Annotated in this window: 13 protein-coding genes; 10 read left to right on the top strand and 3 right to left on the bottom strand. The window is 74.9% G+C overall.

Annotated features, from left to right (window positions below):
- Positions 1–11: 11 nt before the first annotated feature.
- A complete protein-coding gene (locus ABZ249_RS20405; protein WP_355265181.1) occupies positions 12–2,087 on the bottom strand; it encodes an MBL fold metallo-hydrolase in 2,076 nt (691 codons plus the stop codon).
- The gene (locus ABZ249_RS20400; protein WP_355265178.1) at positions 2,084–7,534 is read right to left on the bottom strand and encodes a hypothetical protein; all 5,451 of its coding nucleotides are present in this window, start codon (positions 7,532–7,534) and stop codon (positions 2,084–2,086) included. The genes ABZ249_RS20405 and ABZ249_RS20400 overlap by 4 nt, the downstream gene beginning before the upstream one ends.
- A 534-nt stretch (positions 7,535–8,068) precedes the next feature.
- On the opposite strand from ABZ249_RS20400, the gene ABZ249_RS20395 reads away from it, so the two are divergent.
- From ABZ249_RS20395 to ABZ249_RS20365, 7 genes are all read left to right on the top strand, one after another.
- Positions 8,069–9,445 (top strand): ATP-binding protein, encoded by a 1,377-nt coding sequence (locus ABZ249_RS20395; protein WP_355265175.1) that lies wholly within the window; start codon positions 8,069–8,071, stop codon positions 9,443–9,445.
- The gene (locus ABZ249_RS20390; protein WP_220560348.1) at positions 9,445–9,849 is read left to right on the top strand and encodes a roadblock/LC7 domain-containing protein; all 405 of its coding nucleotides are present in this window, start codon (positions 9,445–9,447) and stop codon (positions 9,847–9,849) included. The genes ABZ249_RS20395 and ABZ249_RS20390 overlap by 1 nt, the downstream gene beginning before the upstream one ends.
- Complete coding sequence (locus tag ABZ249_RS20385; protein WP_220560349.1) at positions 9,846–10,205, top strand: DUF742 domain-containing protein; 360 nt, start codon at positions 9,846–9,848, stop codon at positions 10,203–10,205. Before ABZ249_RS20390 ends, ABZ249_RS20385 begins: the two co-directional genes overlap by 4 nt.
- Positions 10,186–10,797, top strand: coding sequence for an ATP/GTP-binding protein (locus tag ABZ249_RS20380; protein ID WP_355265171.1), 612 nt, complete (start codon positions 10,186–10,188; stop codon positions 10,795–10,797). Before ABZ249_RS20385 ends, ABZ249_RS20380 begins: the two co-directional genes overlap by 20 nt.
- 127 nt (positions 10,798–10,924) lie before the next feature.
- On the top strand, positions 10,925–12,145 hold the full coding sequence (locus ABZ249_RS20375; protein WP_355265168.1) for a cytochrome P450: 1,221 nt from the start codon (positions 10,925–10,927) through the stop codon (positions 12,143–12,145).
- Positions 12,145–13,386 carry a cytochrome P450 gene (locus ABZ249_RS20370; protein ID WP_355265165.1) on the top strand — a complete coding sequence of 414 codons (1,242 nt, stop codon included), beginning with the start codon at positions 12,145–12,147 and terminating at the stop codon, positions 13,384–13,386. Before ABZ249_RS20375 ends, ABZ249_RS20370 begins: the two co-directional genes overlap by 1 nt.
- A gap of 126 nt (positions 13,387–13,512) precedes the next feature.
- Positions 13,513–14,451: a hypothetical protein gene (locus ABZ249_RS20365; protein WP_355265162.1), complete on the top strand. Its 939-nt coding sequence runs from the start codon at positions 13,513–13,515 to the stop codon at positions 14,449–14,451.
- Positions 14,452–14,485: 34 nt separating this feature from the next.
- On the opposite strand, the gene ABZ249_RS20360 is transcribed toward ABZ249_RS20365, so the two are convergent.
- On the bottom strand, positions 14,486–16,171 hold the full coding sequence (locus ABZ249_RS20360; RefSeq protein ID WP_355265159.1) for an ATP-binding cassette domain-containing protein: 1,686 nt from the start codon (positions 16,169–16,171) through the stop codon (positions 14,486–14,488).
- Between the two features lie 411 nt (positions 16,172–16,582).
- Between ABZ249_RS20360 and ABZ249_RS20355 the strand changes: the two genes are divergently transcribed.
- The 3 genes from ABZ249_RS20355 to ABZ249_RS20345 are packed head-to-tail and all read left to right on the top strand — an operon-like array spanning position 16,583 to position 23,890.
- The gene (locus tag ABZ249_RS20355) at positions 16,583–18,112 is read left to right on the top strand and encodes a TIGR02677 family protein (protein ID WP_355265156.1); all 1,530 of its coding nucleotides are present in this window, start codon (positions 16,583–16,585) and stop codon (positions 18,110–18,112) included.
- A gap of 55 nt (positions 18,113–18,167) precedes the next feature.
- The gene (locus tag ABZ249_RS20350) at positions 18,168–19,535 is read left to right on the top strand and encodes a DUF2398 family protein (RefSeq protein WP_355265153.1); all 1,368 of its coding nucleotides are present in this window, start codon (positions 18,168–18,170) and stop codon (positions 19,533–19,535) included.
- Positions 19,535–23,890, top strand: a complete 4,356-nt coding sequence (locus ABZ249_RS20345; protein ID WP_355265150.1) for an SbcC/MukB-like Walker B domain-containing protein — start codon at positions 19,535–19,537, stop codon at positions 23,888–23,890. Before ABZ249_RS20350 ends, ABZ249_RS20345 begins: the two co-directional genes overlap by 1 nt.
- Positions 23,891–23,900: the final 10 nt, after the last annotated feature.

Here is a 23,900-nt window from a genome sequence, read left to right as displayed (position 1 = left end):
CGGCCCCGGCCTCAGACCCCGTGCGCACCTACCTCCCACGCGTGGCCGCGCTCCTTCAGCAGCCGACCGAACCCGCGCTGTCGCGACTCCACTCCGTGCACCAGCCGCACCCGGCCCGGCCGCAGCCGGTCCACGATCCGCAGCAGCCCCTCGCGGTCGGCGTGCGCCGACAGACGGGTGTCCACCACCCGGGCGCGCACGGTCAGTTCCTCGGGACCCGACCGCCCGCGCAGCACGAACGCGTGGTCACCGCCGTGCACCGTGTCCAGCAGCCGACCGCCCGCGGCGTCCTCGTCCTGGCGTCCGGCGACCAGGATCGCGTCGCGCGGGTCCGGCAGGACCGAACGGGCCCACTCGACCACCGGGCCGGCGCTCAGGTTCCCGGCCGGGCTGATCACCACCCCGCCGCGGAACGACTCCACCAGGGAGCCCCGCTCCGACCAGCCGACGGCGCGCACGCCGTCGCCCAGGACCCGCACCGGCTCCTCGTACCCGAGGGTGGCCTGCTCGATCCGCTCGGCCACGGTCCGGGCCATCCCGTCCACCAGCACCGGTACGTCGGGCAGCCCGCGCTTGACGATGAGCGCCACCTCCTGGGCGCGCCCCAACGCCATCGCGGGGACCAGCACCCGGCCGCCCACCCGGCACACCTCGGCCACCGTGGCCAACATGCGTTCCACCGTCGCGGACCGCCGGTCCGCCGAGCGGTCGCAGCAGGTGGACTCCAGCACCAGCAGGTCGGCCCCCTGCGCGCTCTCGGGCAGTTCGCAGGCGCCCACGCTCTCCTGGGGGAAGTCGGCGATGTCCCCGCTCACCACGGTCCGGTGCTCACCGGCCCGCACCACGGCCCCGGCCGCGCCGACGATGTGACCGGACGGGAAGAGCTCCACGACCAGGTCCCCGATCCCGTGCTCGACGCCCGTCGCCACGGGGGTCAGCGCCCTCACGGCGCGCCGCACGTCCTCGGGGCCGAACCCGCCCGGGGCCGGGCCGTGCATCCTCGTCACCTTGGCGGTGTCCTCCCACATCACCGGCAGCAGCTCGGCCGTCTCCGGGGTGCAGACCACCGGGCACGGGCCGCGTTCGGCCAGCAGCGCGGGCACGTATCCGGCGTGGTCGTTGTGGGCGTGGGTGACGATCACCGCGTCCAACGGGCCGGGGGCCAGGTCGGCCAGGCCCGGCGGCGCCGGGGAGTCGCCCGGGCGGCGGCCCGCGTCCACCAGCAGTCGGGTCGCCCCTGCCTCCACCAGGACGCACGACCCGCCGATCTCGGTGCCGCCGCCCAACTGCACGACCCTGGGCGACCGGTCGCGCACCTCCGAAGCGGCGGCCCGGGGGGCAGGGGCCCGTACCAGCGACCCGGGGTCGGCCAGCGCCCGCAGCACCCGGACGAACAGGGGGACCTCGACGCCGGAGGCGACCGCCGCTTCCCGCACCGCCGACAGCCCCCGCTCCTCCTCGCGGCTGCGGGGATCCCGGGAGTCCCGGGACACGGACGCGTCCCACAGGGACAGCAGCCTGCGCCCCAGCACGCGCGGGTCGCGCCGCTCGGCGCGCAGCGCGGCGATCTCCTCCCGCAGCCGGGACGCCTCCTCGGCGGCCTCCTCCCGCCAGGACTCCCCGCGGCGCACCTCGGCCTGCGCGGCGTCACGCTCCTGGCGCAGGTGCCGCAGCTTTCCCTCCGCCCGTCTTCGGCGTTCAAGGGCCTCAGCCAGCCGCCGCTCCAAGGACTGCACCTTCTTCCCGGCGCCGGGCGGGGTCTCCTCGGCCACGGGGTGCGGCGCCTCCGCGGCCGGGGAGGCGCCGCGCACGGCGGCGGCGCAGGCGCGCACCCGCGGGTCGGGGTGCGACAGCAGGACAGCGAACGCCTCCCGCGGGTCCCGCGCCGGCTGTTCGCAGGCCAGGGCGTGCTCCCGTGGGAAGTGCGATCGCACCAGCGCCCCCAGGGACGGGAACTCGGTGAGCAGGTCGAGCAGCCAGTCGGCCCGGGCGGCGGCCAGCTTGTCCGGTGAGGACTCGGGGCCGCCGAACCCGGGCCTGTCCATGACGGCGCGGGCCGCCAGCTCCAGAGTGCCGGGCGCGCTCATCGGTCCCCTCCCTCGCGGGAGAGCCGGAACGCCCGGGTGAGCACCGGTTCGGGGTGCAGGTGCACGTGCCGCCTTCCGTCCTGGGCGGGCTGGAGCTCGGGGACCAGGGCGCCCAGTGCGCGCAGGACCTCCACCAGGCCGAACCGGGTGGTCGGCGAGGCCCCCAGCCGGGCCTTCAACCCGGGATCCTCCTCGGCCCCCATGTCGATCAGCTGCGCGAGCTGGTCGGTCCTCTCCGGAGTCTCGTAGGCGCTGATCAGCTGCCACGTCCGCTCCAGCACCGGGGACTGCAGCACCCCGGTGGTACGCACGAACTCGGCGGCGTTGCCGGGGGCGGTCAGCCACCGCTCCAGTTCGTCCAGTACCTGTTCGGGGTTGCGCCCCTTCTCGGCGACCTCCTCGATCACCCGGTTGACCAGGGCGGGCCACCCGCCGGTGACCTGGAGCAGGCGGGTCTGCACCGCCTCGTCGATCAGCCCCGAGAAGTGGTCGAGCAGCCGCCACTGGCGCAGCCCCGAGGTGCCGAAGCGGCGCAGTTCCACAACCTCGCACCGTTCCAGCACCGGGTGGTCCAGATCGGGGAACGGGTGGTCCATGGCCCCGGAGATCACCTCGGCGAGCTCGGGCCTGGCCAGGGCGATGACACTGGCCGGGGACGGGCTCTCCTGGAGCAGGGAGTCCGCCTCGGCCAGCTCGCGCAGGGCCGACTTCGCCGTCTGCGGCAGGTGCACGAGCACGAGGTGCCGCCCGGACTCGGTGAACCGGGAGAAGGCCCCCTGGATCGGCTGCCGGTTGCCGCCCACCTCCCAGACGGTCGCCCCCCACTCGTCCTTGACCTGGTGGAGCGCCGCCGGGACCTGGTCGACAAGGGTCCCCTGCGAGCCGACCACCAGCCGCACCCGCCGGTCGCTCCGGCTGAGCAGGGAGACCTGCCCCGCGGTGAGCGGGGACAGCACCGACCGTCCCTCCCGCGGGCGGCGATAGGAGGCGGCGTCGAAGACACCGGGCTTGTCGTAGGTCTCCTGCGCCTGGAGCAGCTCCTGCTCCACCCGTTGCGACCCACCCAGCAGGGTGAGGATGTGCGGGGTGCGCAGCCGGTACCCGTCGACGTCGTGCTCCCGCTCCTGCCGGGTCAGCACCCCCAGGTCCACGCACTCCTCCACCAGGGAGGTGAACTCGTCCCAGGGGCACTCCTCGAACTCGTCGGGCCACCACACCTGGCACTCCTGGAGGAGGAACTTCTCCGAGAGCACCGTCTCGCGGTCGTTGATGGTGTGCAGGGCGACCACGTAAGCGATGACCTTGTAGCGGTGGTCCAGGTTCAGGGTCCAGTCGAACCGGTTGCGGAACGCCGTCACCATGTTCTGGCCGGTCTGCACCGCGTCCACGTCCTCGGCGGTGATGGTGTAGGGCAGCTCGGTGCGCGGTGCGGAGCGCAGTCGCCGCAGCAGCTCCTGCCCGAAGTACTGCACCAGCGCCGGGGCGTTGTTGGCCAGCGCGATGATGCTGACCGCGAGCTCGTCGGGCAGGTGCAGGCCCAGCGTGCGAAGCGGGCGCACCAGCAGGTCGAAGGCGTCGGGCGAGGCCAGCGGGCCGATGCTCACCGGCTCGCCCAGGTTCGCGAAGGGCTGGTTGGGCAGCGACCGGAAGCGCGAGGTGTTGTGCAGACCGGCGAACACCACCTTGAACCGGTTGTCGGTGGCATTCATCAGCTCCCGGAAGGCGACCATGTTCTCGAAGCCGTGCTCGTCGGCGTCGATGGTCAGGAAGGAGTCGGCCTCGTCCAGGAAGAGCATCAGCCGACGGTCGGGGTTGCGCCGGGACCACTCGCGCACCGCGGCGCACACCGATTCCCGGGTCGCCGGGTTCAGCGTCCCCCGCTGCCGGATCCCCTCCTCCTCCAGGGCGGTGCCGAGGATGCGCCACACCTCGCTGGCCTGCGACACCGACCGGATGTCACGCATGATCACCGTGGTCCCGCTGCTGTCCTTGCGCAGCAGCCGTTCCGCCTCCTTGAGCAGCACCGACTTGCCGAGCTGGCGGCCGCCGTAGACGAAGTGCGCGCCGGAGGGGGCGCGTACCGCCTCCAGGGCCTCCCTGCGCCCGTAGAACATCTCCTCGGGGATCATCTGCTCGGCCTGGAACGGGTGCGAGACGGTGAAGGGCGCGGTCAGGCGCACGGTGGTCGCCCAGTCCGGGGCGGCCAGCACCGCCAGGTAGGCGAGCACGGCGGTGTCGACCACGGAGATCACCGGGCCGCCGCGGGTCCGGGCCAGCTCCAGTAGTTCCAGTCGCTGCTTGGCGGTGAGCAGGCCGAAGTACAGCACCAGCACGGTGCGGTCGTCGGAGGCGTCCGACCGGGACCACTCGGTGAGCTCCAGGGGTGAGGGGCGTCCCCACATCAGCTGAACGCGCAGCCGCGCGCCGCCCGGGCTCATCCGGGAGCCGAAGTCGGGCAGCAGGGCCTCGCCGGACAGCGCCACGTTCCGCAGGTCCATCCCCACGAACTGGTTCCGGCCGCGACGGTCGACCCCCTCGCCGACGTCCTCCAGGTCGCCCGCGATTCCGAGCAGTTCCAGGATCCGGCTCAGGGCGGAGATCCGGTTGCCGCCGCTGCGCGGCCCCTGGGCGAGGGTGTTCCACTGCCGGATGCCCTGGTAGGCGCTGGAGCGCCCCGGCTTCTCCCCGGCGGGCCGGTCCACCAGCCCGCTCTCGACCAGTTCCCGGAAGTCGGGGTGCACGGACGAGAGGTCCTTCTTCTCGATCAGGGACCGCAGCTGGACGTGCAGCTCCGGGAGCCGGTGGTTGCGCTCGGCGCTCTCCATCACCTGCGGGTAGCGCGGGAAGAAGAGCGTGAAGTGGTCCGGCTCGGGGTTCTCCTCGGGGATGGCCTGGCCCCGCACCAGGTGGGCGATGATCTCGTCGGAGGTGGTGATGCGCCCGTGGTCCAGGTACTCGTACAGCCGCTGCTCGTGCAGGGCGACCGCGTCGTGCTCCCGGGCCAGCCTGCCGACCTCGGCCCGCCGCTCGTCCACGCGTCGCTTGCGCAGCTCGGCGGACTGCTCCTCCAGGGCGGCGATGCGGTCGTGCAGTACATCGAAGTCGCGCCGCTCGAATGAGGCGGCCGTCTGCTCGGCCCGCTCGTACAGGCTGTTTGCCTCGTCCTCGGAGAGCGAGCCGTACAGCCGGTGCAGGCTCACAGACCGCTGGAAGGAGCGCACGTCCTCCACCAGCCGCGTGCGCTCCTGTGCGGTCCGCGTCTCGATCTCGGTGTCCATGCGGTCAGCCAGGGCCGGGTCGCCGGGGCGGACCGTCTTGGCCACCAGGGCGGCGCCGACCAGGTCGCCCCGCTCCACCCGGGACGCGAAGGCCGCGGGCCAGTCCTCGCCCCCGGTGAGCACCCTGCGGATGTCGTCCACCGCGGGCTGCGGAGAGCATTCGCTCTCGGAGGTGATGCGGCATTCCGGGATGCGCAGCAGGTCGCGGACCAGGAGCAGCCCGTCTGCGGGGGCGGCGGAGGGCGAGGCGGAGCCCGTCAGCAGGTCGCCGACCTCCGACAGCAGCTCGCGCGCGGCGGACAGTGCGGGGGCGGCCGCCTCGTGCTCGGACGGCTCCAGCTCGGCCAGGGCGGTCGGCAGGTGCTTCTCGGCGACCGAGCTGAGCCGGTTGAGCCCGGTCAGCTCCCACGAGCCGTCCGTCTCGGCCAGCTCCAGCTCGGCGAGGCGCCGGACGGTGTCAATCCAGGTGTGCGCGTTGCCGCGCAGCTCACCGATGTAGCGCAGCAGGGAGTGGCGCGCCTTGGCCTCGATGTGCTTGCGGGAAGAACGCGTGTGCTTGCGGCTGCGGCCGTGGATCTCGTCGATCAGCTGGGCGGCGTCGATCGCCTGGTCGAAGGCGTGCAGCTCCTCGACGCGGGAGGCGTCGTCCGAGGCGGGGATGTCGATGAGCAGGCGCAGGTCCCCGTCGGGCGACACCATCCGCTGCCACACCCGGCTTGCGCTCTGGTAGTTGAGCTTGCGGCGGGCGGAGTGCTCGCTGTCGTCGCGGGCCCGGGCCACCGCGGCCTCACGGCGTCGGCGCAGGACCCCGATGTCGTGCAGGTGGGCGCTGCTCTCGGCCGCGTTGAGGCGCACACCCCGCTGGGCGGCGTCGCCGAACGCCTCGTGCACGGCGGTGAGCGCGGGGCGCCCGTTGAGGGCGAGCGAGCAGCGCTCCATGAGGTGGTAGGCGTCCAGGGAGGGGCTGACCAGTCCGGCGCGCAGGGCGGCGGCCCACAGCAGGATCCGCTCCCCCCGGGCATCGGGCAGGTGGCCGATCAGCCGGGAGGCCCGCTCCACGAACTTCAGGGACTGCTCGCCGTCGGGCACGGTCACCTCGCCCGCCAGGGCCGCCAGGAACCGTCCCTCGGCCACCTCCGGCAGCCCCGCGGCCGCGTACAGCCAGCCGCTCAGGGCCACCCGCCCCTGGCCGACGGCTGTGCGGTCCAGTTCGACGAGGTCGGGGGACAGGGGCGGACGGTGGGCGGCGGGTGCGGTGCGCTCGGGTTCCCCGGCGGGGGCGATGGAAGCTTCCGCCGCCGGCTCGGGGGCGCCCGCCGCCGCGGCCCGGTCCTTTCCGGTCGGCTCGGGGACCTCCGGCCGGGCGCGGGGGACGGCCTGCGGCTCCGCGCGCCCGTCGGGCTGTTCCCGCGGCTCCTGAGGGAGGGGCTGGTCCGGCGGGGAGGGCTGCTCAGCGCCGTCGACCCCGGTGGCCTCCGGTGCGAGGTCGACGGGGCCCTCCTGCTCCGCGGTGTCGCGGGCGATGCGCTCGTCCAGCAGGTCCAGCTCCGAGGGGGCCGCCGCAGGGGGAGGGGGGTCGGGTGTGCCGGGGGTAGCCACGACCGGCTCGCCCTGGAAGATCGCCACGGCGGTCCCGTGCCACGGCTCGGGCAGACTGGCGATCGTCCGGGTGAAGAGTTCCGCGTTGGCGGGGTGGAAGCGGTCCCGGGCCAGGGCGTCGGCCAACGCGGCCAGCTCGGCCAGGTGTTCGGTCTGCTCACCCTCGCGTGCCGCGGTGCGGACGGGCTCCACGATTTCCTCGAGGTGCCCGGGAAGCGCGGTGCGGGTGAAACGGGCGCACAGGGCCTCCCGCTCGGCCCGTTCGGCCGTGAACCGCTCCAGCGCCGAGGCGATCCCGCCGAGGTCCTCCACGGGCGCGGAGTCGGCGGGGCCCAGGGCGGTCACGGCGCGCACGACCTCGTCGAACTCCAGCGCCGTGCGGTGCAGCGGCTCCAGGTGCCGGTCCTGAGGGCGGCGGCCCGCGCGCAGGGCGGCCAGCACCTCCTCGGCCGCGGCGGACGCCTCGGCGAAGATCGCGGTCAGGTGTTCCAGCCGGGCCGACAGGTCGTCCGGGGCGGGCTCGTCGGGGTTCGGTGCGTCGTGCGGGCTGGTGTTCGGGGAATGGGGCATACCGGCTCCGGGGGGAGGAGGACGTGGCCCGTCCGACCCGCCCCGGGCCTACCGCGTCGCCCGGGACCGGGGAGGGCGAGGGAGCACCATCCTTGCACGGACTCGCGACGTTGGGGGCTTCCGCGGAACCGAGTTCCCGTGCCTGTACAGATCCCCTCTCCCGCAGTCGCACTCTCCCCATAAGTCCTGCGGGAAACACCATTTCCGCTGTTCGCTTCGGGTGCCGGTGGTTTTCCTCCCGTGCTCTCACAGGGGTTTCCCCCACCCCTCGCGACCCCTTCCCCCGGGCCGGGAATGGCTCGGGCGGAGCCCGGTGGGATCCGGTTCCGGGCGGTCCCTTTCTCGTGTGTTCACTGTGCGGCAATACCGTTTGTGTGAATCTGGTGATATGTTGACTCGCTGTGCGCTGAAAAGTGCGTGTTGTGGAAAAACATCCCCTTCTCGTATCCACTGCGCACCCCGATCCCACCCCCCGGTCCCCAGCCCGGCCGAAGCCGGTGCGACCAGGGGACATGCCGCCGCCGGACGTGAGCCATGACAACCACCACCCCCCGGGGCGCGGTCTCCCAGCCGCGCCCCGCCTTCCGCTGGGCGTACCTCCCGGCGGTGCCGCTGCTCCTGTGGGGCGGCGCGCTCCTGGCCTTCCCCGCCGCCCGCCAGCCCTGGCCGCTGGGCACCGCGATCACCGGCCTCGTCCTGCTCACGGTCCTGGCGCTGGTCGTGGAACGGCGCGAGCGCACCGTGCGGGCCCTGCGCGCCGAACTCGACGAGCTGCGCACCAGCACCGAGCTCCTGGCCCGCGACCACCTGCCGCGCCTGGTCGAGCGGCTGCGCGAGGGCGACTCCGCGGAGACCGCCCTGCACCGCATCCCGCTGCCGCCCGACGCCGCCCGCGCGGCCGTCGTGCGCTCGATCGCCGCCGAGATCGCCGTCTCCGAGCGCCGCCGCTCCGCCGCCATGGCCGCCTGCGCCACCGCCGCAGGACGCATGCAGGCCCTCACCACCGCCATGCTCGCCGACCTGCGCCGCATGCAGGAGCGCTACGGGGACGGCGACACCGACTCCGGCATCCTCGGCGACCTCATGCACCTGGACCACAGCACCGCCCAGGCCGGCCGTATCGCCGACAGCATCGCCGTCCTCACCGGGGCCCGCTCCGGGCGCCGGTGGAGCCGCGCCATCGGGATCGAGAGCATCCTGCGCGGCGCCATGGCCCGCATCGGCGCCTACCGCCGGGTGCGCCTGCACAACGTCCCGCGCCAGGCCATCGCCGGATTCGCCGCCGAGGGCGTCATCCACGCCGTGGCCGAGCTCCTCGACAACGCCGCCAAGTTCTCCCCGCCCACCTCCGAGGTCCACGTCCACGTGGAGGAGGTCCAGGCCGGCATCGCCGTCATGGTCGAGGACAGCGGCCTGGTCATGGGGGAGGAGGCGCTGCGCCGCGCCCGCGAGTCCGTCGCCGGCGACGCGGACATCACCACCATCTCCGGGAGCCGCCTCGGCCTGTCCGTCGTCGGCCGCATCGCCCGCCGCTACGACCTGACGGTGTCCTTCCGGTCCTCCTCCCGCGGCGGGACCGCCGTGGTCCTGCTGCTCCCGAACAAGCTCGTCAAGCCCCTGCCCGCGGCGCCCGCTCCCGCCGCGCGGCCGGAGCCGGCCGCCGTGGCCGCCTCCCCGGCGGCCGCCCCCGAGGCGGCCGCGCCCGCGTCGGCCCCGCCGCGGGACACCGCCGCCGAGACCGGCGGGCTGCCCCAGCGCCGCCGCGGCAAGACCCTCGCGGCCGTGCAGCAGCAGACCGCCGACTCCCGACCCGCAAAGGACGCCGGCCCGGCCACGTCGCCACGTGGCTTCGGGGCGTTCCGCGCGGCGGTGAGCGGCCAGGACCAGAACGGAACACCGAAGGACGCATGATGGACCTCGAACATTCGACCTGGCTCCTCGAAGGCCTCCTGGAGCGCACCCCCGGAGCCCGGCACGCCCTCGTGCTCTCCCGCGACGGCCTCAAGCTGTGCCACACCCCGGGCCTGGGCAAGGACAGCGCCGACCACCTCGCCGCGATCGCCGCCGGGGTGCAGAGCCTGGCCCACAGCGCCTCCGTCGAGTTCGGCGACGGCGCCGGGGGCGTCCGCCAGGCCATGGCCGAGTTCTACGGCGGCCTGCTCTTCATCGTCGAGGCCGGCGCCGGGGCCCACCTGGCGGTGATCACCTCGCCCGAGGCCGACCCGGGCCTGGTCGGCCACAACATGAACGAACTGGTCGAACAGCTGGGCGAGCACCTGTCCACGCCGCCCCGGGCCGCCACCGGAACCGCATGAGCCGCTCGCACCGCGACGAGAGCCCCGACCGCCTCTACGTCATCACCTCCGGGCGCAGCGACGGGGCCGACGAAGCACTGGACGCGGTGACGCTCGTCGTCGCCGAGAGCGAGCCCACCCCCGACATGCAGTCCGAACACGCGGCCATCCTGCGGATGTGCCGCGGGCCCATGGCGGTGGTGGAGGTCTCCGCCCACCTGGGCCTGCCCCTGGCGGTCACCCGCATCCTGCTCACCGACCTTTTGGACGGCGGCCGGATCACCGCGCGCCACCCCCGGCCCGCCCCCTCTCCCGCCCACCCCCTCGCCTCCCCGGACGTGTTGGAGAAGGTCCTCGTTGCACTCCACAACCTCTGAAACCCCCACCGCCGACCCGCCCCGGTCCCTGCCCCCGACCGTGGACCAGGCCCTGAAGATCGCCGTCGTCGGCGGCTTCGGCGTCGGCAAGACCACCCTGGTGCGCTCGGTCAGCGAGATCCGCCCCCTCAACACCGAGGAGACGATGACCCGGGCCGGGACCGGCATCGACGACCTGAACGGCGTGGAGGACAAGCGCACCACCACCGTCGCCTTCGACTTCGGCCGCATCACCCTGGACGCCACCTCGGTGCTGTACCTGTTCGGGGCCCCCGGCCAGCAGCGCTTCTGGTTCCTGTGGGACCGCCTGTTCAGCGGCGCCCTGGGAGCGGTCGTCCTGGTCGACACCCGCCGCCTGGACGACTCCTTCTTCGCCATCGACCGGCTGGAGGCCCAGGGCACCCCGTTCGTCGTCGCCCACAACGACTTCGGCGAGGGCACCCACAGCCTGGAGGAGATCCGCGCCGCCCTGGACCTGGACCCGCAGGTGCCCCTGCTGCGCTGCGACGCCCGCGACCGCGGCTCGGCCAAGCACGTCCTCATCGCCCTGGTCGAGCACATCCGCACCCTCATCGCCCAGGCCCCCCGGTGAGCACCGCCCGCCGCCCCCGGCCTGCGCGACCCCCCGTCCCGCCGGGTCCCTGACCCGGCCACCGGGCCGCTCCGGCCGGGGCGGCCCGCCCCATGCCGCCATCCACAACCGACACACGAGGTGCCCGGTGGACACGACGACCCCGGTCCGGCTCTACGACCCCGAATTCAACACCGACCCCCGCGGCTTCTACCGGAAGATGCGCGCCGAACACGGCCCCGTGGTGCCCGTCCTCATGGACGGCGACGTCCCGGCCTGGCTGGTCATCGGCTACCGCGAACTGCACGGGGTGCTCGGCGACTCCGACACCTTCGCCCGCCACCCCAGCCGCTGGAACGCCTGGGACCGGGTGCCCGAGAACTGGCCGCTGCTGCCGATGCTCGCCCCGCTGCCCAACGTGCTGTGCGCGGAGGGCGAGGAGCACCGGCGGCGCACCCGCGCCATCAACGACGCCATCAACGGCGCCGACCCGCACGAGCTGCGCATCCTCGTCTCGCGGATCGCCGACCGGCTGATCGACGCGTTCTGCGGCTCGGGTGAGGCCGACCTGCGCGCCGGCTACGCCGAACGCGTCCCCGCCCTGGTGCTGTGCCGCATGTACGGCCTGGACGACGCCACCGGCGACGCCATCACCTCCGACATGAACGTGCTGTTCAACGCCGGCCCCGACGCCATCGCCGCCCACCAGCGCATGGTCGGGGCCTTCGCGGAGCTGATCGCCTCCCGCCGGGCCGTGCCAGGCCCCGACATCGTGTCCCGGATGATCGCCCACGCCGCGGACTACACCGACGACGACCTCAACGCCGACCTGCTCGCGGTCCTGGCCGGCGGCCACCAGACCACCGGCGAGTGGATCGGCAACGCGCTGCGGCTGATGCTCACCGACGACCGGTTCGGGACCTCCCTCTTCGGCGCCCGCAGCAGCGCCCGCGAGGCCCTCGTCGAGGTGCTGTGGGAGGACTCGCCCTCCCAGATGAACGCCGGCCGGTTCGCCGCCCACGACGTCGAGCTGGGCGGCCGCATCATCCGCAAGGGCGACCTGCTGCTGCTCGGCTACGCCGCCGCCAACCAGGACCCCGCCCTGCGGACCGGCGCCGCCGGCCCCGGCCACGGGGCCAACCACGCCCACCTGTCGTTCTCCCACGGAGAGCACAGCTGCCCGCACGCCGCCCAGGGCCTCGCCGAGACGATGGCGGTCACCGCGATCGAGGTCCTCCTCGACCGGCTGCCCGACATCGAGCTCTCCGTCCCCGCAGACGAGGTCCGCTGGCGGCCGTCCCCCTGGATCCGGGGCGTCACCGCGCTCCCGGTCTCCTTCACTCCCGCAACCCCGCAAGGAGTCCATTGATGTCCTGCCCCTTCCACGCGGCCGACGGCGTCCCCCTCATCCACGCCGTCCCCGAGGACGTCCAGGCCGACCGCGAGCGCCTGTACCAGGAGGGCCCGCTGACCCGGGTGGAGCTGCCCGGCGGCGTGCGCGCCTGGGCCACCACCCACCACGAGGTCAGCAAGGCGACGCTGAACGACCCCCGGTTCGTCAAGAGCGTCGACCACTGGGCCGACTACCAGGAGGGCCGCGTCCCCGAGGGCTGGCCGCTGCTGGGCACCATCCCCACCGACAACACCAACATGCTGGCCCTGGACGGCGCCCCCCACCGGCGCCTGCGCCAGCTCACCGCCAGCCCGTTCTCGGCGCGCCGGGTCGAGCGGCTGCGCCCGCGCATCGAGCGGATCACCGCCCGGGCGCTGGACGCGCTGGAGCCCCGGGCGTCCCAGACCCTGGACCTGAAGTCGGAGTTCACGTTCCGGGTGCCGATGGCCGTCATCGGCGAGCTGTACGGGGTGTCCGAGGCCGAGTACGAGAACCTCGGCGAGATGTACGCCAAGCTGTTCTCCGGCACCACGGAGGAGGGCGAGCACCTCCGGATCTACCACACGCTGTTCCAGTACTTCGGGGAGCTGGTCGCCCGCAAGCGGGCCACCCTGGACGAGCACGACGACTTCACCGCCGACCTCATCCGCGCGAGCGAGGACGGCGAGGGCCTCACCGACATGGAGATCACCCTCACCCTGCTGACGGTGGTCGCCGCCGGGCACGAGACCACGGTCAACCTGCTCACCAACGTGGTGCGGGCGCTGCTCAGGTACCCGGAGCAGCTGGAGCGGCTGCGCAAGGGCGAGGTCACCTGGGACGCGGTCGTGGAGGAGACCCTGCGCTACGACCCGCCCAACAACCTCATGATGTTCCGGTTCGCCACCGAGGACATCGAGATCGAGGGACAGACCATCAAGAAGGGCGAGGCGCTGCTCACCCACTACGGGGCGGCCTCGCGCGACCGCGCCGAGTTCGGCGACGACCCGGAGGTGTTCGACCCCGACCGCAGTAAGGGGCGGCACATCTCCTTCGGGTACGGCCCGCACATCTGCCCGGGTGCGCCGCTGTCGCGGCTGGAGGCGGGGATCATCCTGCCGATGCTGTTCGAGCGCTTCCCCGACCTGAGGCTCGCGGTCCCGGACGAGGAGCTGGTGGTGGCCTCGGCCCTGTCGGTCAACAGCCTCAAGGAGTTCCCGGTCGTGCTGCGTCCGTAGCCCGCGCCCTCCCCGGGGACCGACGGCGTGACGGCCCCCGGGGAGAACCTTGCCGGGACGAAACCCCCTTTTTGCTGACTACGACCGTACGATCCCCGCAGGCCACCGGCGGGGAGGGGCGGGGACATGGTCGTGACGAGGAGCTGTGCGCTGGCCCTGGCCGTCCTCCTCGCCGGCTGCGGCGGTCCGGGGACGGCCTCCCCGGCCGGCGGGGAGGCGCCGCAGGCCACCGGTGCCCCGTCCGCCCCGGGCCCGGCCCCCATTCCGAGCCCGGCTCCGGGACCGGCGCCGGCCGCACCGTCCCCCGCGGACCCGTCCCCGTCGGGCGGCCCGGCCCAGGCCACCGCGGAACCCTCCGGGTCCGGCGCATCCGGCGCATCCGACGGGCCCGGCGACCGGCCCGAGGGCGAACCGCCGAAGGAGGCCGTCACCGGCTACCTGGAGGCACTGGCCGCCACCGACGACCCCGACCGCATGCGCGAGGGGCTCAACCTGGCGGCGGACGACTCCGCCGCCCACGACCTGCTCCTGCACGCCGCCTCCGTCGCCCGCGCCCGCGCCGACGGCGGCCGGGCGCCCGAGGCCGCCGGGCTCACCCCCACCGCCGACGGCGCCCGGCTGTGCCCGGTCGAGGGCAACGACCCCGACTGCGGCGAGTACACCGACTTCACCGGCCGGGACGGGCTGGTGACGGGGCTGCACATCAACGGCTCCGACCCGGGCCCCTCCCTCATCGTCGGCGACGGCGCCACCGCCGACTCCCAGGGCGTCGGCGCGACCCTGGTCACCGCCTACCGGTCCGTCGTCGACCACACCCTGGTGGTGACGGTGGAGTTCGCCGCCGTCGACGCCGTGTCCCTGGATTTGGACGGCGCCGTCTACCGCGCCGCCGACGGCACCGGGCAGCGCGCCGAGGACGCCGCGGGCCGCCGCGAACTCACCGCGGGGACCGCCACCCACGCCGTCTTCCACTTCCCCGACGCCCTGCCGGGCGGCGAGCTCTCCGTCGGCGGCTGCCTCGCCGAGTGCTCCGCCCTCGTCGACCTCTCCCTCCCCGTCGGCTGACCGCCCCCGGCGGCCGCGCCCCGGCCCGGCGCCCTCACCTGGCGCGCTGCACGCGGCCCTCGTCCCACACCGGCTCGTCCGACTCGTACACGTTCCCGTCCGCGCCGAACACCAGGAAACGGTCGAACCCCCGGGCGAACCACCGGTCGTGCGTCACCGCCAGGATCGTCCCCTCGTAGGCGTCCAGCGCCGCCTCCAACGCCTCCGCCGACACCACGTCCAGGTTGTCGGTCGGCTCGTCCAGCAGCAGCATCGTCGCCCCCGACAGCTCCAGCAGCAGGATCTGGAACCGCGCCTGCTGTCCGCCCGACAGCGTGTCGAAGGTCTGCTCCGCCGCCCGCGCCAGCTCGTAGCGGTCCAGCGCCCGGCCCGCCTCGTCGCGCGGCACCCCCTTCCGGGAGCCCTCGCCCCGGTGCAGGATGTCCAGCAGCGTCCGGCCGGCGAACTCCGGGTGCTCGTGCGTCTGCGCGAACCACCCCGGCAGCACCCGCGCCCCCAGCCGGGCCCGGCCCTCATGCGGCACCGGCGCCACCCTGGCCCGCTCCTCCTCCGACAGCGGCGTCCCCTCGGGGTCCGAGCCTCCCCCGGCCAGCAGCCGCAGGAAGTGCGACTTGCCCGAACCGTTGGACCCCAGGACCGCGACCCGCTCCCCGTAGTGGACCTCCAGGTCGAACGGGCGCATCAGCCCGGTCAGCTCCAGGCCGCCGCACACCAGGGCGCGCTTGCCGGTGCGCCCGCCGCGCAGCCGCATCCGCAGGCTCTGGTCCCGGGGCAGCTTCTCCGGCGGCCCCGCCTCCTCGAACCGGCGCAGCCGGGTCTGCGCCGACTGGTACCGCGACGCCATGTCGGAGTTGTACGCCGCCTTCTGCTTGTACATCGACACCAGGGCCTTGAGCTTGGCGTGCTCCTCGTCCCACCGCCTGCGCAGCTCGTCCAGGCGCGCGAACCGCTCCCGCCGCGCCTCGTGGTAGGTGCCGAACGCGCCGGCGTGCGTCCACGCCGTGTTCCCGGCCGCCCCCAGCTCCAGGGTGACGATCCGGTCCGGCACCCGGCTCAGCAGCTCGCGGTCGTGGGACACCAGCAGCACCGTCTTGGGGGTGGCGAGCAGCGCCTCCTCCAGCCAGCGCTTGCCCGGCACGTCCAGGTAGTTGTCGGGCTCGTCCAGCAGCAGCAGGGGGGCCGGGCCCCGCAGCAGGGCCTCCAGCACCAGCCGCTTCTGCTCGCCGCCCGACAGGGTGCGCACCTCGCGCCACCGGCACCGCTCGTAGGGCACGCCCAGCGCCGCCGTGCAGCACTGGTCCCACACCACCTCGGCCTCGTAGCCGCCGGCGTCCCCGTACCGGGCGATCGCCCCGGCGTAGCGCATCTGGGTCTTCTCGCCGTCGTCGACCATCATCGCGGCCTCGGCCGCCTCCAGGTCGGCGTGCGCTTCGCGCACCGCGGGCGGCGACACCGACACCAGCAGCTCGTGCACCGTGGTCTCGTCGCGCACGTGCCCGACGAACTGGTCCATCACCGCCAGGGCGCCGTCCAGGGTGACCGCCCCCGACTGCGGGCGCTCCGCTCCGCGGACGATCCGCAGCAGGGTGCTCTTGCCCGCGCCGTTCGCCCCGATCAGGGCCGTGACCGAGCCCTCGCCGACCCGGAAGGACACCTCGTCCAGCAGCACCCGCCCGTCCGGCAGGGTGTGGGACACCCGGTTGACATCGATGTGGCCCACGGCCGTACTCCACCGGGGTCGGCGACAGGTCCAGGCGCCCGGCCCGGCCCGCGCGCCTCCCGGCAGGCTGCCACGCCCCCGAACCGCCCGGCAACGGGTTTTCGCCCCGCGGCCGCCCGCCTCCGTGCCGTGATCCGCCCCGGCCCCGCCCGCCCGCACCGTCCGTTCGGGTACGGCCGGTCACCGTGCCGTTCGCCCCCGGGCCGCGGTCCGCTCCCGCCCCGCCCGCGTGCGCGCCGCTTCCGGTACCGCCGTCCACAGGCGTCGCCGTTCCGGGACGGACCGTCGTCGCGCGCTGCGATAATGGCCAGTGCCCGATGGCCGGACGGGGGAGACGGGCGGCCGCGGGGGAGGGCCGCCGCCGCGCGGCCGCGACGTACCGGCAGCACACAGGGGAACGGGGAACCACGGGTGGCCGAGCGCAGCGCTCTCGACCTGGACGCGCTCACGATCAGCGACCGCTTCCAGCTGTTCAACTTCACCCGCCGCGACGACCACGTCACCTACCTGTGGATCCTGCGCGCCCTGGACCGGCTGCGCGAGGTCCACCGGGTGCAGGCCGGCGCCGAGGACCTGGCCGCCACCCTGCGCGAGCTGGCCGCCGCCCACGACGGGGTGCCCGCCCTGGACACCGCCGACCTGCGCTACCGCCTCGACGAGCTGTACGCCGACCGGGTCGTCCACCGCTTCGACGACGCCTCCCGGGCCGGGAACCTCGCCCGCTACCGCAACCGCCAGTCCGTCTACCAGTTCAGCGAGCTCGGCTACCGCGCCTACCGGGCGGTCGAGGGCGTTCTGGGCGCCCGCAGCGAGGACGTCAACCTGTCCCGCCTGGTCTTCTCCGACGTCCTGGAGGACCTGCGCGCCCTGGCCGACGCCAACCGCACCGGCCGCGCCGAGCACGTCTACCGCCGGCTGTCGCGCCTGGACACCGTGATGGAGGACATGGGCCGCCGCTCCGCCCAGTTCCACGTCACCCTGGGCGAGATCCTGCGCTCCACCGACGCCTCCCCGGACACCTTCCTCAGGTACAAGAACGCCCTGCTGGTCCACATGACCGAGTTCATGGCCGAGCTCGACCGCCACCAGCCCCGCCTGGAGCGCGCGGTGCGCGAGGTGGAGGACACCGGCCTGACCACGCTGCTGGCCCGCGCCGCCGACACCGACGAGCGGCTCTTCATGGACCGCGACGAGCGCCTCGACGACTGGCGCCGGCGCTGGTCGGCGCTGCGCGGCTGGTTCACCACCGAGGGCGGCGCGCCCACCCGCGCCGCCGAACTGCACGCCGCCACCCGCTCTGCGACCTCCGGGGTCATCGCGCTGCTGCGCCAGCTCACCGAGGCCCGGCGCGGCGGGGTCAACCGGGCCACCCAGCTGCGCCACCTGGCGCAGTGGGTCTTCGACACCCCCGACGAGGGGGCCGCGCACGCCCTCATGGGCGCCGCGTTCAACGTCCGCTCCGCCCGCCACCTGGGCGTCGCCCACGAGGACGACGAGCAGATCTCCCCGAACGCCACCTGGTGGGACGCCCCCGGAGTGGAGGTGTCGGTGACGCTGTTCCGCAGCGGCAAGGCGCCCACCGCCGGGGTGCCCAAGCCGGTGCGCCGCAACCCGAACGCCCGCGCCGAGCTGCGCCGCCGCCAGGCGGCCGACCGCTCCGCCGACCGCCAGGCCGCCGCCCGCCTGGCCGAGGAGGGGGCCCACGACCGGGTCCTGGACGAGGTCGACACCCGCGTACTGCTGCGCCTGATCACCCGGGCCCTGGAGTCGCGCGCCGTCGTCGCCGGGCGGCTGTCCTCGGCCACCGGCACCGACGAGGGCACCCTGGTCCGGCTGGTCCCCAGCGACACCGGCAGCACCGTCCGCACCACCCGTGGCCTGCTCCACCTGCCCGGCATGCGCCTGGAGCTGGCCCCCCGCGCCCGTGGAGCCGCCCGATGAGCCGCCCGCCCCGCCCCGTCGCACCCGGCCCGGCCGCCTGCCCGGGGGAGGGGCGATGAGCCGCCGGCGCCGCCCCGCGCAGCGGATCGACCCCGCCGACCTGGGGGCCTACCAGCAGGCGATGCGCCGTGTCCTGACCTGCGACATCATCACCCGCGACCGGCCCCGCCCCGGCGTGCTCGCCAACGTCCTGCGCTGGGCCGACGAGCTGTCCGAGGACCTGCGCGAGCTGTTCGGCCACACCCTCATCGCCACCACCGAACACGTCCGCCTGGTCCGCGCCCCCGACACCCTGGACCCCACCCAGCGCCAGGTCTTCGCGCGCGCCGGCCGCCCCTTCGACCGGCGCCGCCTGGCCTACCTCTGCCTGCTGCTCGCCTCCTTCCAGCGCTCCCAGGTCGAGGTGAGCCTCGCCGACCTCATCCGCCACTTCACCCCCTCCGCCAACGCCGTCGACGGCCTGGGCTACGACCCCACCGACGGCACCCACAAGGCCGCCCTCGTCGACGTCTGCTCCTGGCTGGTCGACCACGGAGCCCTGCACGTCTCCGACGGCTCCCTGGAGGCGTGGGCCGGCGGCCACGGCCAGGCCGACGCCCTCTTCGACATCGACCACGAGGTGTGCGAGGTGCTGTTCCGCCCCGTGCGCCCCGTCCAGCACGTCACCGGCGTCACCGGCCTGCTCGTCCACCACCCCGACGAGCCCACCCGCGAGCAGACCGCCCGCCGTGCCCGCCGGCTCCTCGTCGAACACCCCGTCGTCCACTACGCCGACGTCACCCCCGACGTCGCCGACGCCCTGCGCACCCCCGGCGTCGCCGAGGAGGTCGCCCGCCTCACCGGCCTGACCGTCGAGCGCCGTGCCGAGGGCGTCCTGCTCGCCGACTCCGGGGGGCTGTTCACCGACCGCCCCTTCCCCGGGCGCGGCAGCGCCGTCAACCGCACCGCCGGACTCCTGCTGGCCAAGATCGCCGACCGCATGGAGACCGCCCGGGCCGCTCTCACCCACCTGCCGCTGCCCGCGGCCCCGGACGCCCACGCCGACCTCGTCGCCCGCATCGACTCCGCCCTGCCGCGCGAGGGCGTCGTCGGCGCCCTGGCCTGGACCCCTCCCGCCACCGCCGCCGCGGCCCCCGAGCCCGCGACCGCGCCGCTGATCGAGCAGGGCCGCCTGGAGGCGATGGTCGAGGACCTGTTCGCCGAGTTCGGCGCCGCCTCCTTCACCGCCGCCTGGCAGCGCGATCCCCGCGGTCTGCTCGACGCCGCCCTCGAGCTGCTCACCGACCTGTCCCTGCTGCGCCCCGTCCCCGGCGGCGTCCTCGTCCTGCCCGCCGCCCTGCGCTACCGCAACATCCAGGGCGCGCTGCCCCAGCGCCCCGACACCGGCATGCTGCCCCTGGGCCTCGAACCGGAAGGAACCTGATGTCCGCCGCCCGCTTCAAGCCCACCCGGGCCGGGGTGATCAACGTCTGGGACTACGTCGACGAGGAGTTCACCTTCGCCGACGGGCGCCTGGTCCTGCGCGGCCACAACGGTTCCGGCAAGACCAAGGCCCTGGAGGTGCTGTTCCCGTTCATCCTGGACGGCCACACCGACCCGCGCCGCCTGGACCCCTTCAGCGGCCAGAACCGCACCATGAAGTCCAACCTCCTCTACCGGGGGCAGGACGCCGAGTACGGGTTCGTGTGGATGGAGTTCGCCCGCCCGGGCGAGGGGCCCCGGCCCGAGACCGTCACCCTCGTCATCGGCCTGCGCGCCCAGCAGCACCGCGACGGCGTCGCCACCTCCTTCTTCGTCACCGACAAGCGCCTGGGCGTCGACTTCGGCCTGCTGGCCACCGACAACCGCCCCCTCACCGAGCGCCAGCTCAAGGCGGCCCTGGGCGAGGGCGCCCACCACACCTCCGCGGCCGACTACCGGGCCGCGGTCGACGCCCGCCTGTTCGGCCTGGGAGACCGCTACATCCAGCTCCTCGACCTGCTGCTGGCCCTGCGCCGCCCGCTGCTGGCCAAGGACCTGGACCCCGAGAAGGTCTCCGACACCCTCACCGCCGGGCTCAGCCCCGTGGACGAGGAGCTCATCGACCAGGCCGCCCGCGACTTCGCCAACCTGTCCGCGGTCCAGCGCCGGTTCGACGACGCCACCGCCGCCCACGCCGCCGTCGGGGCCTTCACCGCCTCCTACACCGCCTACCTCACCGCCCACGCCCGCCACCGGACCTCCGGCGTCGCCGCCTCCCTGGCCCGGGCCCAGGAGTACATCTCCGCCCTCGCCGGGCACACCGCCGCGCTGGCCGACGCCACCGCCGAGGGGGAGCGCCTGGCCGCGGAGGTCGCCCGGGCCGACGAGGAGGCCGCCGGGCTGGACGCGGTCCGCCGGGGCCTGTCCGAGAGCGAGGCGCTGCGCGACGCCCGGGCCCTGGAGGTCGAGCTGCGGCACAGCGACGACCGCGGCCGCGAACTCGCCGAGACCGAGCGCCGCCTGCACCGCCAGGGCGAGGAGATCGCCCGCCTGCGCGAGGAGGCCGAGGGGGTCGCCCGGCACCTGGAGCAGCGGCGGTCCGCCATCGCCGACCTGCTCGCCGAACTGGAGGAGTCCGCCGACCTGGCCGGGATCACCGGCGACGGCGAGGGCCCCGCCGACACCGACCCCGAGACCGCCCGGGCCCGGGCCGCCGCCCGCGCCGCCGACCTCGACGGGGTCCGCGCGCACCTGGCCGACCTGCACCGGGTCGAGGCCGAGCGCGCCCGCGCCGACGCCGACGCCGCCCGCGCCCTGACCGCCCTGACGGAGGCCGAGGAGGCCTGCGCCGGCGCCGAGGCCGGCCTGGAGGCCGCCCGCGCCGACGTCGCCGACGCGCTCGCGGCCTGGTCCGGCCGCTGGGCCCGGGGGCCGGGCGCGGTCTGCGACCGGGCGTCCCTGCCCGCGCTCGACGCCGCCCTGGACACCTGCGGCCAGCCCGGCGCGCCCACCCTCCCGGAGGTCTTCACCGACCTCACCGACCCCGCGCGCACCGACGCGATCCGCCACGAGCACCGCCTGGCCGCCGACCGCGAGCGGATCACCGCCGACCTGGCGGCGGCGCGCGCCGAACGCGCCGAGGTCGCCGCCGAGCGCGACGACGCCCCGCCCGCCGACCGGGCGCGGACCGCCCCGCGGGAGGGGCGGCCGGGCGCCCCGCTGTGGCGGCTGGTCCGGTTCGCCGACGGCCTGGACCCGGCCCGCGCCGCCGGGATCGAGGGCGCCCTGGACGCCGCCGGGCTGCTCACCGCCTGGGTCCACCCCGACCCGGACGCCGCCCGCGCCGCCCTGGACGGCCGCGCCGCCGACGCCCACCTGGTCCCGACCCCGCGGGAGGACGCACCCGCGGGCCCCACCCTGGCCGACGTCCTGGTCGCCGAGGAGCAGGACCACGTCCCCGCGGACGTGATCGACCGCCTCCTCGCCTCCGTCGCCCTGGCGGACGCCCCCGACGACCCCGTGGCCTCTGGAATCCCCATGGTCTCCGGCGGCACCACTGCACCTGGGATCTCCGCGGTCTCCACCCCCTCTGGCGGCACCGCGGCACCGGGAGCCTCCACCACTCCGGGCAGCTCCGATCTCCCCGCCGCCCACATCAGCACCGCGGGCCACTTCTCCCTCGGGGTGCTGGCGGGCGCCGGACCCAAGGCCGCCCCAGAGTTCATCGGCGCCACCAACCGCGCCGCCCGCCGACGCGAGCGCCTGGCCGACCTCGACGCCCGCATCCAGGCGTTCACCGCCGAACTCTCCGACCTGGAGGAGCGCCTGGCGGCCGCGGCCGACCGGGTCAAGGCGTTCGCGCTGGCCCGCACCGACCTGCCCGACACCGCGCCCGTCGCCCGCGCCCTCAAGACCGTCGAGCACCACGCCACCCTCGTCGCCGGGGCCCGCGCCGCCCTCGACCGGGCCCGCCTGCGCCTGGACTCCGCCACCGCCGACGTCGACGCCCACCGCACCCGGCTGCGCGCGGCCGCCGCCGAGCGCTCCCTGCCCACCGCTCCCGCCGACCTCGACGCCGTGGCCGCGGCCCTGGAGGCGTTCCGCGCCGCCCACCGCGCCCTGGTCCAGACCCGCGCCGACGTCGACCGCGCCGAGCACGACCTCGCCGAGCGCACCGCCACCATCGAACGCCTCACCCGGGCCCACACCGCCGACACCCGCTCCCACGAGGAGCGCGCCGCCGAGCACGCCGAGACCGTCACGCGGCTCCAGGTCCGCCAGGAGAGCGTCGACGCCCCCGCCCGCGAGGTCATCGACCGGCTGCGCCGCACCGAGGAGGACCTCGCCCGCACCCGCTCGGTCCTCGCCGACCTGCGCCGGCGCGCCACCTCCGCCCGCGAGGACGCCGTCCGTGCCGAGGCCGGGATCGAGAACGGCCGCTCCTCCCTCCTGCTCGCCCTGGAGGCCGTGTTCGAGCACTGCGCGGGACTGGCCCCGCTCACCCGCCCCGGCACCCGGACCCTGCTGGGCATCGACGGCGACCGCGCCTGGCCCGCCCCGGCCCTGTGGCCCGGCGCCGAGGAGGCCGCCGACCGGGTGACCGCCGCCGTCACCGGCGGCACCGACCCCGCCGAGGCCCTGCGCTCGGTCCTGCCACCGGGCGCGGCCGACACCCTGGACGCCTTCACCGCGACCGTCGGCACCGCACCCGTCACCGAGTCCGCCCTCAAGACCGCGGGCACCCGCATGTCCGAGGCGCTGCGGGTGTTCACCGACGCCCTCGCCGCCACCGCCGACGGCCACCAGGTGGACCACGAGGCCGACCCCAGCGGCCTCGTCGTCGTCCACGTCAACGACGAGGCCGGGCGCAACCCCCTCCCGGCCTTCGCGAGCCTGGTCGCCGAACGCGTCGAGGAGCAGGACGCCCTGCTCCGCCGCGAGGAGCGCGGCGTCCTGGAGGACGAGCTCCTCTCCGCCGTCGCCCAGCAGATCCACGAACGCGTCCGCACCGCCCGCGACCTGGTCCGCAGCATGGACTCCGACACCCGCTCGCGGCCGATGACCTCCGGCACCCGGATCGGCATCCGCTGGACCCGCGCCGACCACCTCACCGACCGCCGCCGCGCCGTCGCCGACCTGCTGCGCCGCGACTCCGCCGGCCTGGGGCAGGACGGCCTGACCGAACTGCGCGGCCTGCTGCGCGACCTGATCCGCGAGTACCACGCCGCCCACCCGCGCGCCACCTACAAGCAGGTCCTGGCCGCGGTCCTGGACTACCGCGAGTGGTACCGGTTCGAACTGCGCAAGGCCGTCCCCGGCCAGGACGAGGTCCGCCTCACCAAGGCCAAGCACGAGGAGATGTCCGGCGGCGAGAAGTCCGCCGCCATCCACCTGCCCCTGTTCGCCGCCGCCAACGCCCTGTACTCCTCCGCGCGCGCCACCTGCCCGCGCCTGATCGCCCTGGACGAGGCGTTCGCCGGCATCGACGACCGCTACAAGCCCGAGCTGATGGGGCTCACCGTCACCTTCGACCTCGACGTGTTCATGACCGGGCACGACCTGTGGGTGCACTACGACAGCGTCCCCATGGCCGCCCACTACGACATGCACCACGACAAGGCGTCCCACACCGTCTCCGCCATGTTCATGCTGTGGGACGGCGCCCAGGTCGTCGACGCCGACGCCGGGTTCTCCGGCAACGACGCCCTGTCCTCCCACCTGCTCGGCATCACCCCGAGCCGGTTCGTCCCCCTGGCCACCGAGGGCACCCTCCCCGTCGGCACCGACGACGCCTCCGACGTCCTCGACCCCGTCTGACCCCGAGGAG

The organism is Nocardiopsis sp. NPDC006139 (genome assembly GCF_040614155.1).
GTDB lineage: Bacteria > Actinomycetota > Actinomycetes > Streptosporangiales > Streptosporangiaceae > Nocardiopsis > Nocardiopsis changdeensis.
This window is presented reverse-complemented; position numbering and strand designations above follow the sequence as displayed.

Excerpts from the sequence above, each read along its gene's own strand:
- ABZ249_RS20405 (WP_355265181.1), bottom strand. The coding sequence starts at position 2,087 with ATGAGCGCGCCCGGCACTCTGGAGCTGGCGGCCCGCGCCGTCATGGAC.
- ABZ249_RS20400 (WP_355265178.1), bottom strand. The coding sequence starts at position 7,534 with ATGCCCCATTCCCCGAACACCAGCCCGCACGACGCACCGAACCCCGAC.
- ABZ249_RS20395 (WP_355265175.1), top strand. The coding sequence starts at position 8,069 with ATGACAACCACCACCCCCCGGGGCGCGGTCTCCCAGCCGCGCCCCGCC.
- ABZ249_RS20390 (WP_220560348.1), top strand. The coding sequence starts at position 9,445 with ATGGACCTCGAACATTCGACCTGGCTCCTCGAAGGCCTCCTGGAGCGC.
- ABZ249_RS20385 (WP_220560349.1), top strand. The coding sequence starts at position 9,846 with ATGAGCCGCTCGCACCGCGACGAGAGCCCCGACCGCCTCTACGTCATC.
- ABZ249_RS20370 (WP_355265165.1), top strand. The coding sequence starts at position 12,145 with ATGTCCTGCCCCTTCCACGCGGCCGACGGCGTCCCCCTCATCCACGCC.
- ABZ249_RS20365 (WP_355265162.1), top strand. The coding sequence starts at position 13,513 with ATGGTCGTGACGAGGAGCTGTGCGCTGGCCCTGGCCGTCCTCCTCGCC.
- ABZ249_RS20350 (WP_355265153.1), top strand. The coding sequence starts at position 18,168 with ATGAGCCGCCGGCGCCGCCCCGCGCAGCGGATCGACCCCGCCGACCTG.
- ABZ249_RS20345 (WP_355265150.1), top strand. The coding sequence starts at position 19,535 with ATGTCCGCCGCCCGCTTCAAGCCCACCCGGGCCGGGGTGATCAACGTC.